Source organism: Cupriavidus sp. 10L43_2, assembly GCF_056395265.1.
This window is the reverse complement of record NZ_JBFTJE010000027.1, coordinates 40792-53711: the sequence shown is the minus strand read 5'-3', so window position 1 is coordinate 53711 and position 12920 is coordinate 40792. Positions and strand designations below refer to the sequence as shown.

Here is a 12920-nt window from a genome sequence, read left to right as displayed (position 1 = left end):
GATTATGAAGAACAACCTGCGTTTCGTCAACAGGTCAGCGAAGTTTTTTTCGCCGCGGTCAGCGCTGAAAAACTCCTCAGCCCGACCACCCATCAACCCCGCAACCCTTGTCGCTGCTGCGTTTGCAGCGCGGTTTGTGTTGCGAGGGGGCGAATATTAAGGGAGCCAACGCAGGCTGGCAAGGGGTTTGTCATCAAAATTTCAGATTTTTCTGGAAATGACGATTACGGCACCTCAGCAGCGCGATGTCGGGCCCCTATATATAGAATCATCAATCCGGGACCGGTTCCCGCCCTCCCATCTCCAGAGGACACTCACCCATGACCATTGAAGCAACCTGGCTGGCCGCCTCGGGCGCGAGCGCCTGCGACCTGCGCAACGAGACCGCCACCTGGCGCGCGGACCTGGACGCCCCTGCAGGCGACCCGTCGCTCCCTAACCCCCATGACCTGCTCGACTCCGCGCTGGCCGCGTGCACCACGCTCACGCTCCAGGTGTACGCCAAGCGCAAGGGCTATGACCTACGCGAGGTGCACGTCTCGGTGCGGCACGAAGAGGCGCCCGGCACCTACAAGATGATCCGCACCGTCAAGATCGATGGAGAGCTGCCGCCGAACGTGCGCGAGGATCTGCTGCGCGTGGCCAACAAGTGCCCGGTGCACAAATCCCTGTCCGCCCAGATTTCGATCGAAACCACGCTGACCGCCTAAAGGCACCGCCATTCATTGACTCGACAAATGATAATGGTTATCATTTGAGTTCTCGGGTTTCTGACACGACCTGAGTCAGCAAATGGGTTACCGGACACGACTCGTGTCCGGCCTTTTTTGCTGGCGGCCCCAAAGGCCGATCCCGCCGTCATCATCCTGACCCACCGGTCGCGCAACGTTGTCCTACAGCGCGATCCACATCCCAAGCGCGAAACGCATCCCTCATACGTAGGGCTCCCTCGTCTCATTGGTTCGCTCGCCAACCAAGCCTGTGTTGTAACGCGCTCCGAACGCCACTTGGGCGCTTTCGTGGCCATGTACTGCGGCTTAACATGAAGCCAAAACAAGACATGGCAGCCAGCAGCAGGGAAGCATTGGAGCGGGGACATCTTGGCGAACTACATCGAAGAGTATTGCGCGCGAATCCGACGCGGCGGCGCGCGAGCCATTGCGGACAAACCCGTGATGGTGGATCAGGACGGGACGTACACCATGGCTTACGTGCCGTTCGAACATCGGAACGCCGATGCGCGCCTGGTGCTGGTCAGCACCACGCCGGGCCACACCCACGTGCGGCTCGCCGCATCGGTCACGGAGGAACTGCTGCTCGCGCATACGCCCGGGCGGAGCATCCAGCGCGAGAACAAGCGGCGTGTGGAACTGGGCGGCCGACTCGTGCGGCCCAACCTGATCCGCATGCTCGACCACTTCCGCGTGCCCGAGCTGATTGGGCAACCCCATGCGGCAGCCTTGTGGAACGATGGGTTCGACGCCATCCAGCCGCTTGCCCTGCTGCCCCATGCCACCACGCGACGCGGGCTCGCATTCGACGGCCCGCTCGACGAACTGCTCGATGTGCCCATGCTCCGCGCCGTCTTCGAGTCGCTGTTCCTCGCGCGGCTCGGCCAGTGCCATCGCCAGGCACTCTTTATAGGACTGGGGCGCACGGCGTGGGCGGGGCTGCGGCATGCCGCCGGGTTGGGTCTGATCGATCGGGGCCAGATGCTGGGGATGATGCCGGTGCCCGCGCGCGCCGGCAGCATGGTGCGGTATTTCCTGCGCGAGATAACCGCCAACGACCTGTCGCCCAATGATCCCGTGCGCCACCGCATCGCGTGGCTGGACGCCGCGCACGCGGAGATGGAAGCCGGCGTGCGCCGCGTGCGTGCCGCCACGGGGCCGGCCAACCAGCCGGATCGGCTGATCGCCTGATACCCGCTGCAGTGTGACGCTGGCCCCACCTAAGTAGGGATCAGCGGCGCCCCCATGTGCCGATAACACTTCTTGAGGATTCTGACCTCCTCGCATTCCCGATTTGCGGCCCCCCATGTTGGTGGAGGGCCGCTATTTTTTTGGGATGGTCCGTATCCTATGAGTGACATAAAATGTCACGCGAACATGATCTGGATCTAATGCGGCGCAAATGGGGAAATTTCACGCAGCGATTGCGGAAATTTCCCACAAATTAAGCGACGCTATCTCCATATACTGCCCAGTCAGTGATGACCCCTGGCCAGCCGCTCACGCGGCACGGCCACAAGGCAGTAACGCATGACCACCATCCTGATCGTCGACGATCACCCCGCGCTGCGGCTTGCCATGCGCGCCCATCTCTCCCAGTTGCTGGGCGTGAATGTACTGCTGGAAGCCGACAACGGCCAGAGCGCCATCGAGGCGGTGCGTCGACATAAACCCGACCTCGTCGTACTCGACCTCGACATCCCCCGCATGAGCGGGCTCGATGCCACGCCACGCATGCGCGCGCTCCATCCGGCCGTGCGTATCCTGATCCTGACCGCCCAGAATCCCACGCCGTTCGCCGCGCGCGCCTACCAGGCCGGCGCGCAGGGCTTCATCAGCAAGACGCAGGACATGGATGCCATCGTCCGCTGCGTGGAAAGCGTGCTCGGCGGCTTTACCGTGTTCCCGAACGGCGCGAGCGCCAATCCCGCCACGGCCGTCACGTTCAGCGACCCCTCGCACGAGTCCCGCATGGTCAGCGACGATGAAGGCCTGCGCAAACTGTCGGACAAGGAGGTCGTCATCCTGCGCATGCTGGCACGCGGCATGAGCAACAAGATCATCGGCAACGCGCTGTTCATCAGCAACAAGACCGTCAGCAGCTACAAGGCGCGCATCATGGCCAAGCTGCGTGCCGAATCCCTGGTCGATCTGGTCGATTTCGCCCGACGTTGCCAGCTCACCCCGTGACCCGCGCCGGGGCCCGCCGCGTGTTGCCCCGCGCCGAACGCGAAGCCATGGGCGCGGCAGTGGCCAACGCGGCGCGGGATGACCCCGTGCTCTACCGGATGCTGCTCGCCCGGCTGATCGAGACCAACGAGGCGGACATGGCCAACCTGCAGCGGACGGTGGCGATGCGGGACTGGACCGGCGTGCAGCGCACCGTGCACCGCATCAAGGGGAGCGCTGCGCTGTCCCGCTGCCCGACGCTGGTGGCGGCGGGCAAGTCGCTGGAGTCCGCGGCGCGGCAGGGCAAGCCTGCCGTGATCGACGCGCTACTGCCGCGCTATGTCGCCATCGTGACCGAATTCAACGACGCGCTGATCGCCCTGCAGGCTGCCGCGCCCGCCGCCTGCCATCCCGATCCGGCCGAAGATACGTCGCCGTCCAGCCACATTCAGTGAATTTGATGACCCTGCCTACATCATGGCAGTGCAAGGCGCCGGTGGCACTGGCACACTGTGGGTCCATCCGGCCGCCCCCTTCTTTTCGCGCCGGACCCTTTTTCTGGCGGGAGACATGTCGTGGGTGATTTGCAGGCCTTGCTGGACAGCCACGGGCTGTCCCTGGTGTTCCTGAGCGTGCTGGCCGAGCAGGCCGGCCTGCCGGTGCCGGCCTATCCGATGATGTTCGTGGCGGGTGCGCTGTCGATGCAGGAGTCTGGTCCGTCGATTGGCGCCGTGCTGTTCGCGGTGATCTCCGCCTGCCTGATCGCCGATACGGCGTGGTACTTCGCCGGCAAGCGGCTGGGCCAGCCGATGCTGCGCACGATCTGCCGCGTCTCCCTCTCCCCCGACACCTGCATCCGGCAGACCCAGTCGCTCTACCTGCGCGTAGGCCCCCGCTCGCTCGTCTTCGCCAAGCTGCTGCCCGGCGCCGGCGCGCTCTCGACGGCCATGGCCGGCATGACTTCCACGCCGTTCATGACCTTCCTGTTCTACGACGCCCTCGGGGCGCTGGTCTGGGCTGGCGGCGCGCTGCTGGCGGGCGTGGTGTTCAGCGATTTCGTCGATACGATCCTGGCCGCCTTCAGCACCTACGGGCATATCGCCGTGCTGATTGCCGGCGGCGCCTTCGCGCTGTTCATTGCCTGGCGCTTCTGGCTGCGCTGGCGCATGCTGCGCCGCACGGGCCGGATTCCGCGGATGACGGTGATGGAGCTGGAATCGCGCCGCTCGACGGGCGCGCCGCCGCTGGTGGTGGACGTCCGCGCGCATGGCGTCGCTCCCATCGAGCGCATTCCCGGCGCGCTGGTCATGGAGCTGCACGCGCCGCTGGAAACGCTGGGCGAGCATTCGCCCGAACATGACATCGTGATCTACTGCGCCTGCCCCCATGAGATGTCCGCCGCCGTGCTGGCGGAGCGGCTGCGTGTGGCGGGCTACCGCCACACCTGGGCGCTGGCGGGCGGGTTCGACGAATGGAAGCGCCTGCAGGGCGCCTTGTCGACCCCGGCCGATGAGGCCAGCAACGACGCGGCCGACCCCGCCAAGCAGGCCTCCGCGCACTAATCCACCCGCCGTACCCCCGGAGCAACCGCCGCTTCCTATACTTGGCGCAGGCCATTGTGCAGGGAGGGCGGCATGCCAGGCGAAGACCCGGGTTGGGACGATGAAGCCGCGCGCGTGGCGCACCGCCGGCGCATGCTCGATATTCCCCGGCACAGCGCCGGCCAGACCTACGCGCTCGCCCTCTCCGGCGGCGGCATCCGCAGCGCCACGTTCTGCCTCGGCGTGATGCAGGCGATGGCCGAAGCGCCGAATCCCGCCCAGACGCCCGCCCGGACGCCCCTCGACACCCCGCCCTCCCCCACTGTCGCCGGCACCCAGTCGCTGCTGGCCCAGTTCGACTATCTCTCCACCGTCAGCGGCGGCGGCTACCTTGGCGCGTTCTTCGTCAGCCTGTTCGTGCCCGGACGGCTGCGGCGCGGCACCAGCGCCGTGCAGGCCGCGCAGGATGCCTACCGGACGATGCAATACGAACCGCCGGGGCGCATCCACACCTCGGTCTCCTATGCCGAGACCCCGGGCCGGGCCGCCGTGGCGTGGCTGCGCGAGAACGGCCGCTACCTCACCCCCACCGGCGCGGGCGACAACCTCTACGCCGCCGCCGTGGTGGTGCGCAACTGGCTGGCCATGCAATATGTGATTGGCAGTGCACTGCTGGTGCTACTGGCCGCGCTGGCGCTGGGGCTGCACCTGGCCACGGGCGCATGGCACGGACTCGCCCGCAACGAGATGGACCTGCTCCACGCCGCGCGCCTGGCGTTCTACGACGAACGGCTGGCCATCTGGTGGAGCCCCTTGCTCTGGCTGCCGGTGGCCTCCGCGCTGCTGTTCGCCGTGCCCCCCGGCATCGCGTTCTGGCTGGTCTACCCGCGTTCGGACGACCCGCGCCAGCCCGTGCGGGTGCTGAACAACGCCGTGCTGCTCGCGGCGCTGATCGGCGCGGCCTTCCTGGCCACCGCGTGGTGGTTCCAGCAGCTGCAGCCGTCGCCACGGCTGGCCTACGCCTGCTTCGCCATCGGCATCCTGGCCTGGCTGGGCGTGGCGTCCTGCCTGGTCATGGTGATGCCGGCCCCGCGCTCGGTGACCATGTTCCGCGTGCGCGCCACGCGGGCGCTGCGCACGGCGATGGGGGTCACCGGCGCGCTGGCCGCGCTGGGCCTTGCCGATACCGCCGCGCGCACCTGCTATCTCTATAGCTATCTGACCGTGCATCCGTGGGGCGCGCTCGGCCCGGCCGGCACGCTGGGCGTGCTGGTCTGGCTGGTCCGCTATGGCGCCAATCTGCTCGATAACGGCCACAAGGGCGCCGGCGATTCGTCCTGGCGCGCGATGCTGAACCGCCTGCCCGTCTCGCTGCTGGCCGGGGCGCTGGCGGCCGTGCTGGCATTGCTCGTCTTCGTGCTCTGGTCGTGGATCGTGCTCTGGGTGCGGTGGGATGGCGGCGAGCCGGTCGACTGGCTCGTCTTCGGCAAGGCCTGGACCACGCCCGCGCTGGCCGTGCTGACGGGGCTCGCGCTGGTCATGGCGATGGTGGTGGGGCGCTTCGCGGGCTTCCTGAACCTGTCCACGCTCCAGTCGTTCTACGCCTCCCGGCTCACGCGCGCCTATCTGGGCGCCTCCAACGGTAACCGCTTCACCGCCACGGCGGGCAGCCCGGACGCGCGGCAGCGCTTCAGCGTGGCCGAGCCCGCCCCGGACGACGCCCTGAGCCTCAACGACTATTACGATCCCCGCGTGCTGGCGCCGCTGCACCTGATCAACGTCACGCTGAACCTGACCGTCGATCCGGCCGAGCAGCTCGTGCAGCGTGACCGCAAAGGCAAGCCGCTGTGCGTCTCGCCGGGCCCCGCGCTGGCCCAGCCGGGCGCCCCGCAGCAACTGCCCGCCGATACCTACGTGCGATTCAGCGTCGATGGGCGGCCTTGCTGCGCGATGTCGCAGGAACGCACCTTCCGCCGTCATCCCGGCGAGATGGCCCACGCACGCACCGTGGGCGACTGGGTGGCGATCTCGGGCGCCGCCATCTCCACCGGTCTCGGCCGCGCCTCCACGCTGGGCACCTCGCTGCTGATGGGGTTCGCCAACCTGCGGCTCGGCGTCTGGTGGCCATCGCGGCTGGATGCTGGCAGCGGGCACGCCCCCATGCGCCGGCGCGGCGCGGCGGGGCGCGCGCGGCCCACGCTCGGCGTGCTGACCGGCCTGTTCCGCACGCAGTACTACCTCGGGTGCGAACTCGCCGCGCGCTTTCACGGCACGCGGCGGGGCTGGCAGTACCTGTCCGATGGCGGCCATTTCGAGAACACCGCCGTCTATGAACTGCTGCGCCCGGAGCGCCGCGTAGCGCTGATCGTGCTGTGCGACTGCGGCTGCGACGCCGACTACCGCTTCAAGGATCTCGCCAACCTGATCCGGCTGGCCCGCATCGACTTCGGACTCGAAATCGTGGTGGACACCGCCGCCGCGAGCGACCCGGTGCTCAAGACCGTGTTCGGCACCATGGATGACTTTGCCGCGGACGCCAGCCCGGAGAGCCGGATGAAGGTCGGGCTGCTGCTCAATGCCTACGTGGCCGGCCAGGGCGGCGCCCCGGACGCCCCGCCAGTCACCCGCATCATCCTGCTGAAGCCGCGCCTCACGCCCCCCGCGCCGGCCGATGTGCGCCAGTACGGCGCCGTCCATCGCGACTTCCCGCAGCAAGGCACCGCCGACCAGTTCTTCGATGAAGCACAGTGGGAGAGCTACCGCGCGCTGGGGTTCGACATCGGCCGGCGCATTGCCCAGGGGCCCGTAGCGCAGCGGCTGTTCGGGTAACGCGCGTAGCCCCACGGTTAGCAGGGCTACTCGGCGGGCGCCAGCACGATTCGGCGCACGTGACTACCATAGCCCCGTTCCCGTCTCCACATGGCGCGCCGGTCACCCCGGCCGCGCCCCGCATCCATGATTCCGTATTCCCTGCTCGACCTTTCACCGATCGTGGAAGGCAGCGATGCCGGCCAGGCCATGCGCAACACGCTGGACCTGGYGCAGCACGCCGAACGCCTTGGCTATCGCCGCTTCTGGCTGGCCGAGCATCACAACATGCCCGGCATTGCCAGCGCAGCCACGTCCGTGCTGATCGGCTACGTGGCGAATGGCACGTCCACCATCCGCGTCGGCTCGGGCGGCGTGATGCTGCCGAACCACTCGCCGCTGGTGATTGCCGAGCAGTTCGGCACGCTGGCTGCGCTGTATCCGGGCCGCATCGACCTCGGGCTGGGCCGCGCGCCCGGCTCCGACCAGGCCACGGCGCGCGCGCTGCGCCGCCAGCTCAGCCACGACAGCGCCGACACCTTCCCGCAGGATGTGGAAGAACTGCAGGCCTATTTCGATGAGGTGCGCCCGGGCCAACGCCTGCGCGCGGTGCCCGGCGCGGGCCTGAAGGTGCCGCTGTGGCTGCTCGGATCGAGCCTGTTCAGCGCGCAGCTGTCCGCCGCGATGGGGCTGCCGTTTGCGTTCGCGTCGCACTTCGCGCCCGGCTTCATGCGCCAGGCCGTGGACCTGTACCGGCGCACCTTCCGCCCGTCCGAACAGCTCGATCGCCCGCACGTGATGCTCGGCGTCAACGTGTTCGCCGCCGACACCGGTGACGAGGCGCGCCGGCTGTTCTCGTCGCTCCAGCAGCAGTTCCTGGCACTGGTGCGCGGCACGCCGGGCCAGCTCAAGCCGCCCGTGGACAACATGGACCTGCTCTGGGACGCCAGCGAGGCCGACCACATCCGCCGCTCGCTGGCCGTCTCGGTCGTGGGCGACCCCGCCGCCGTGCGCGACGGCCTGCAACGTTTCGTGGATGACCTGCGCCCCGACGAACTGATGCTGACCGGCCAGATCTACGATCACGCGGCGCGGCTCAAGTCGTTCGAGATTGCCGCGAAGGCGGTGCGCGCCCTGTCGCTCTCGCCCACGCAACTGGCCTGAACCGTCAGCGCCAGAAAGCAAAAACCGCGGCCAAGGCCGCGGTTTTTGTTTGCGTACGAGCCGGATCGATCAGGCCGTCGCCAGCCGGAACGCCGACACCGCGCGCATCATCGACTGGGCCTGCTCGGCCAGCGAATGGGCGGCGGCAGCCGCTTCCTCGACCAGTGCCGCGTTCTGCTGCGTCACCGAGTCCATCTGCGTCACGGCCTGGCCCACCTGCTCGATGCCGGTGCTCTGCTCGGCGGAAGCCGCGCTGATCTCGCCCATGATGTCGGTCACGCGGCGCACCGCACCCACCACCTCGTGCATGGTCTCGCCGGCCTTGGCCACCAGCAACGAGCCGTTGTCCACCTGCGCCACCGAGTTGTCGATCAGCGTCTTGATCTCCTTCGCGGCGTTGGCGCTGCGCTGGGCCAGACTGCGCACCTCGCCCGCCACCACGGCGAAGCCCCGGCCCTGCTCGCCGGCCCGCGCCGCTTCCACGGCCGCGTTCAGGGCCAGGATGTTGGTCTGGAAGGCGATGCCTTCGATCACGCCGATGATGTCGACGATCTGGCGCGAGGCGTTGTTGATCTCGCCCATCGTCGCCACCACCTCGCTGACCACCTCGCCGCCACGATTGGCAATGTCCGAGGCATTCACGGCCAGCGCGCTGGCCTGCCGCGCGTTGTCCGCGTTCTGGCGCACGATGCCGGTCAGCTCTTCCATGCTCGACGCGGTCTGCTCAAGTGCCGAAGCCTGCTCTTCGGTGCGCTGGGAGAGATCGGTATTGCCCGCCGAGATCTGGTCCGTGGCCGTGGCGATGGAACCCGCCGCGCCGCGAATCTCGCCCAGCGTGCCCGCCAGGCGGGTCTGCATGCGCTGCATGGCGGCCAGCACGCTCTGCTCGTCGCCAGCGCGCACGGTCACCGGCACGGTCAGGTCGCCGCCGGCGATGCGCGTGACCGCTTCCACCGCGTAGGCCGGCTCGCCGCCGAGGCTGCGCTTGACGGTGCGCATCAGCCAGAGCATCACCGCCGCGATCAGCGCGCCAATCAGCAGCGTGCTGACGAGGGCGTTGATCAGGTTGGCGCGGAACGCGTCTTCCACATCGACCAGGAACACGCCGGTGGCCACGAACCAGTCCCAGTCCGCCACGTAGCGGCCGTAGGTCAGCTTGCGCTGCGGGTTTTCGGTGCCGGGCAGGCGGCCACGGTAGGTCGAGAAACCAGCCTCGGGGCCCGTGGTGCGGCGCGCGCCTTCCAGGATCGCGCGGTAGACGTAGACGCCATCCGGGTCCTTGAACTCGCCGACCTGGTTGCCTTCCGTCTGCGGCAGGCCCGGGTTCAGGATCACCTGCGGCTTGGAATCGATGATGAACAGGTAGCCGTTCTGGCCGAAACGCATCGCGCGCAGCGCGTCCTTGGCGGCGGTCTGGGCGTCTTCCTTCGACATCTGGCCCTTGGCGGCACGCGCCGCGTACAGCTTGACGATGCCCTCGCCGGTGGCGACCAGCGACTGCAGGCTCTCGCGCCGCTCGCCCATCATCACGGACCTGGTGTGGAAGGCGTTCCAGGTGCCGAGCGCGAGCAGCAGCAGCCACATGACGGCAAGCGCCGCCCAGAGTTTGGTGTTCAGAGTGAGACGGTTCATGATCGGGAGGCTGTTGGGAATTCCCTGGGATTAACGACGCCGCAGCCACATTCCCTTAGCTTCCGTTAGCACCAGGGGGCCAAGATGGGCGATGATCGGGAAAATTGCGCCGCACTGTCCACCTGGAGCCCCCTGCCATGACCGCTCAGCCATCCGCCGCCTTCTCCTTCATCGATCCAGACCCCGCCGAGGCCGATCCGCTGCAGGGCGAGCTGGCGCTGCTGGACCACGCCGCCCTGCGCGGCCCGGTGGCGCAGTTGTGGGAGGCGCCGCTGTCACTGGTGATTCCGCGCAGCTACCTGCGCCAGCCCGGCATCGAGGCCGCCCGCGCGGACTTTGCCGCCCGGGGCTGCCCGGTCTGGCTGCGCATGTCGGGCGGCGGGCTGGTGCCGCAGGGGCCGGGCATCCTGAACGTGAGCCTGGCCTACGCGGTGCCGAAGGGCGCGGCTACGTGGATGGAGCCCGTCTATATCCACCTGTGCGATGTGCTGGCGGACGGGATGCGCCAGCTGGGCGTGGAAACGCACTGGCAGGCGGTGGAGGGGTCGTTCTGCGACGGGCGCTACAACCTGGCCTGGGGGCCGGGCGATGCAGCGCGCAAGATCGCCGGCACCGCGCAGTACTGGCGCCGCGCGCCGGCCGCCGCGCAATCGGACGATGGCCAGCGCCATCTGGTGCTGGCGCACGCCATCCTGCTGGTGAGCGCGGACCCGGTCGAGATCAATGCCCGCGCCAATGCGTTCGAGGCGGCCATCGGGAGCGGCCGGCACTACGACCCGGCCAAGGTGGTCAGCGTGCGCGAGGCGGCCGGCATCGAGGACGATCCCCAACTGACGTCGCGCGTGGCCGAGGCGATCCGCGCCGCCATCGCCCGCACGCCGCCGCCGGGCGCCTAGCGCGCCGTGAAGCGGATGTCGCCGTACCAGGCGCGCGCGTTGGCGCCGGTGTTGTCGGTATCGGTCATCAGGCCATAGCCCAGCAGCTTGCCGGGCTTTTCGCGGAAGACCTTCTGGAAGTCCGCACTCACATTGCGGCGCAGCTTCTGCCATTTGCCGGCATCGGCCGCGCCGCCCACCACAATCATCTGCACCCGGTTGGTATGCGGATTGGCGATGACCGTGCCCACCGGCGCGCTGTTGGTCCAGATATACATCAGCGTGGCGTAGGGCAGCTTGTCGCCGACCGCGCCCGAGATGGCCATGCCGGCGCGCTCGCCAATCGACAGGTTGCTGCTTTCGCCGTCGAAGAAGAACACCAGCCGGGCGGGGGCGTCCTCGCGCTTGGCGTCGCGGTTGTCGGCGTCCGGGATCGGGCCGGCCACCTTCCAGCGCCATTGCACCACCGGCGTGGCCGCGAGGTCGAAGTCGCCGGCGTGGATCAGGCCGGAGGCGGCGCCGGTGGCATCGGCCTCGAGCACCGTGGTGCCCTGGTCGGCCACCAGCGCGTAGCGCGTGAGGGCCTTGCCGCTGACCACGGGCTTGTTCTGCCAGCCCTCCGGCAGCGCGCCGCCGGGCCGGCTGGCCGAGAAGGCAACGCCGGGCTCGTCGGCACGGGCCGCCGTGGCAAGGGTCATGGCCGAGGCCGCCACCATGGCGGCGAGCATCGGCAATATCGGACGAGTAAGACGAAGGACCGGGGCGCGCATCGTGACCGCCTTTTTTTTGGTGACGGGTGAAATTCAGATCATTCGCATGGACTGCTCAGTCCATTGTAGAAAGCGCCGCCGGCCCGCACCGTGCGGCGTAGGCCGAAATCGGCTTCGGACGGACGCTGACAGGATCTGGCGCGCCCTTGCCGCAAGTACCGCATCCGCCACTTCACATACCTGCTTACAAACTGGGCCACGGCCGGGCCGCAGGCCGGTGGTATCGTGCTGCCTCGCGCGGTGCGGGTCTGGCCGCGCGCCGTCATCTCCGCTCCCCTGATTCCCGCATGCGTGCTGCTGTCGTTCGATCCCTGTTGTCCGCGGTCCTGATGTTGGCCGCGCCCGTGTCCGTGCTGGCCGACGGCACCTTCCCGGCGTCCGAGACCCCGGAGCCGCCTGCCGCCGTCACGCCGGTGGCGTTCGCCAAACCCACCGCCAAGCTGCCGCCGCTGCGCTTCCTGCTGACATTCGACGATGGCCCGGACGCCGGCCCGGATGGCAGCACGCCGCTGATCCTGCGCCAGTTGGCCGACAACCCGATTGCGCCCGGCATCAAGGCCATCTTCTTCGTCCAGACCGCGCATCCGCGCCGGGGCGGCGGCGCGGCCGGGCGCGCCCAGATGCGCGACACCTGCGCCGCCGGCCACCTGCTCGCCGTGCACAGCGGCGTGGTGGAGGGCCATGTCTCCCATACCAAGCTGGCGCCGACCGAGCTGGCGGCGTCGCTGCGCGCGGGCGAGGCGGACATCGCCGCCCAGTGCCGCCACGTGGCACAACTGGTGCGGCCGCCCAACTGGGCCTATAACGATGAGACGCGGGGCGTCTACCAGGGACTGGGCCTGGGCATGCTCATGGCCGACGCCAACGCGCGCGACGGCAAGATCTACGGCTGGCACATCAGCCTGCGGCGGCGCTCCCATATGGTGAGCGAGCTGGAGCAGGTGCGCGCGGCCATCGGCGCGCGGCGGCTCCAGCCGGTGAACGGCGTGGTGCCGGTGGTGGTGAGCTTTCATGACACCAACGACTACACGGCGTCGCACATGACCGAGTACCTCCAGATCCTCGTCGATGCCGCGCGCGAGAACGGCCTGCCGCTGGCCGATCCGCCCTTCTATACCGACGCCCGCGCCGCCGAACGCGCCGCTTTGGTGCGTGCCAGGGACGGCGACTACGCGCGGCAAAGCTGGCCCTGACCGGCGCCTGCTCCGGCAGGGCCCAATCGGCCATGCG

At 68.6% G+C, this 12920-nt stretch carries 11 protein-coding genes; 9 read left to right on the top strand and 2 right to left on the bottom strand.

Annotation, left to right across the window (positions count from 1 at the left end):
* Window positions 1-320: 320 nt before the first annotated feature.
* The 7 genes from AC1DEL_RS26475 to AC1DEL_RS26445 all read left to right on the top strand — a co-directional run bounded on the left by AC1DEL_RS26475 (window position 321) and on the right by AC1DEL_RS26445 (window position 8413).
* Complete coding sequence (locus AC1DEL_RS26475) at window positions 321-710, top strand: OsmC family protein (RefSeq protein WP_092301581.1); 390 nt, start codon at window positions 321-323, stop codon at window positions 708-710.
* A gap of 390 nt (window positions 711-1100) precedes the next feature.
* A complete protein-coding gene (locus AC1DEL_RS26470) occupies window positions 1101-1922 on the top strand; it encodes a hypothetical protein (protein WP_092301584.1) in 822 nt (273 codons plus the stop codon).
* Window positions 1923-2261: 339 nt separating this feature from the next.
* Window positions 2262-2921: a response regulator transcription factor gene (locus AC1DEL_RS26465; protein ID WP_092301587.1), complete on the top strand. Its 660-nt coding sequence runs from the start codon at window positions 2262-2264 to the stop codon at window positions 2919-2921.
* 20 nt (window positions 2922-2941) lie between these two features.
* Complete coding sequence (locus tag AC1DEL_RS26460) at window positions 2942-3355, top strand: Hpt domain-containing protein (protein WP_441645531.1); 414 nt, start codon at window positions 2942-2944, stop codon at window positions 3353-3355.
* A 120-nt stretch (window positions 3356-3475) separates the two neighbouring features.
* Window positions 3476-4462 carry a DedA family protein/thiosulfate sulfurtransferase GlpE gene (locus tag AC1DEL_RS26455; RefSeq protein ID WP_092301593.1) on the top strand — a complete coding sequence of 329 codons (987 nt, stop codon included), beginning with the start codon at window positions 3476-3478 and terminating at the stop codon, window positions 4460-4462.
* Between the two features lie 72 nt (window positions 4463-4534).
* Entirely contained in the window at window positions 4535-7270 is a 2736-nt protein-coding gene (locus tag AC1DEL_RS26450; RefSeq protein WP_477126427.1) for a hypothetical protein, read from the top strand.
* A gap of 126 nt (window positions 7271-7396) precedes the next feature.
* Window positions 7397-8413: an LLM class flavin-dependent oxidoreductase gene (locus AC1DEL_RS26445; RefSeq protein ID WP_477159220.1), complete on the top strand. Its 1017-nt coding sequence runs from the start codon at window positions 7397-7399 to the stop codon at window positions 8411-8413.
* A gap of 69 nt (window positions 8414-8482) precedes the next feature.
* Here the strand turns inward: AC1DEL_RS26445 and AC1DEL_RS26440 are convergent, their stop codons facing one another.
* Entirely contained in the window at window positions 8483-10045 is a 1563-nt protein-coding gene (locus AC1DEL_RS26440; RefSeq protein ID WP_092301602.1) for a methyl-accepting chemotaxis protein, read from the bottom strand.
* A 137-nt stretch (window positions 10046-10182) separates the two neighbouring features.
* On the opposite strand from AC1DEL_RS26440, the gene AC1DEL_RS26435 reads away from it, so the two are divergent.
* Window positions 10183-10941, top strand: a complete 759-nt coding sequence (locus AC1DEL_RS26435; RefSeq protein WP_441593703.1) for a lipoate--protein ligase family protein — start codon at window positions 10183-10185, stop codon at window positions 10939-10941.
* Here the strand turns inward: AC1DEL_RS26435 and AC1DEL_RS26430 are convergent.
* Window positions 10938-11648, bottom strand: coding sequence for a DUF3047 domain-containing protein (locus AC1DEL_RS26430; protein WP_477126426.1), 711 nt, complete (start codon window positions 11646-11648; stop codon window positions 10938-10940). The two genes, AC1DEL_RS26435 and AC1DEL_RS26430, sit on opposite strands and share 4 nt — an antisense overlap.
* Window positions 11649-12019: 371 nt before the next feature.
* Between AC1DEL_RS26430 and AC1DEL_RS26425 the strand changes: the two genes are divergently transcribed.
* Window positions 12020-12883 carry a polysaccharide deacetylase family protein gene (locus AC1DEL_RS26425; protein WP_255371001.1) on the top strand — a complete coding sequence of 288 codons (864 nt, stop codon included), beginning with the start codon at window positions 12020-12022 and terminating at the stop codon, window positions 12881-12883.
* The last annotated feature ends 37 nt before the right edge of the window (window positions 12884-12920 follow it).

What these genes read in the sequence shown, in the direction of transcription:
- AC1DEL_RS26475 (WP_092301581.1), top strand. Translation starts at nt 321, where the DNA reads ATGACCATTGAAGCAACCTGGCTGGCCGCCTCGGGCGCGAGCGCCTGC.
- AC1DEL_RS26465 (WP_092301587.1), top strand. Translation starts at nt 2,262, where the DNA reads ATGACCACCATCCTGATCGTCGACGATCACCCCGCGCTGCGGCTTGCC.
- AC1DEL_RS26450 (WP_477126427.1), top strand. Translation starts at nt 4,535, where the DNA reads ATGCCAGGCGAAGACCCGGGTTGGGACGATGAAGCCGCGCGCGTGGCG.
- AC1DEL_RS26440 (WP_092301602.1), bottom strand. Translation starts at nt 10,045, where the DNA reads ATGAACCGTCTCACTCTGAACACCAAACTCTGGGCGGCGCTTGCCGTC.
- AC1DEL_RS26435 (WP_441593703.1), top strand. Translation starts at nt 10,183, where the DNA reads ATGACCGCTCAGCCATCCGCCGCCTTCTCCTTCATCGATCCAGACCCC.
- AC1DEL_RS26430 (WP_477126426.1), bottom strand. Translation starts at nt 11,648, where the DNA reads ATGCTCGCCGCCATGGTGGCGGCCTCGGCCATGACCCTTGCCACGGCG.
- AC1DEL_RS26425 (WP_255371001.1), top strand. Translation starts at nt 12,020, where the DNA reads ATGTTGGCCGCGCCCGTGTCCGTGCTGGCCGACGGCACCTTCCCGGCG.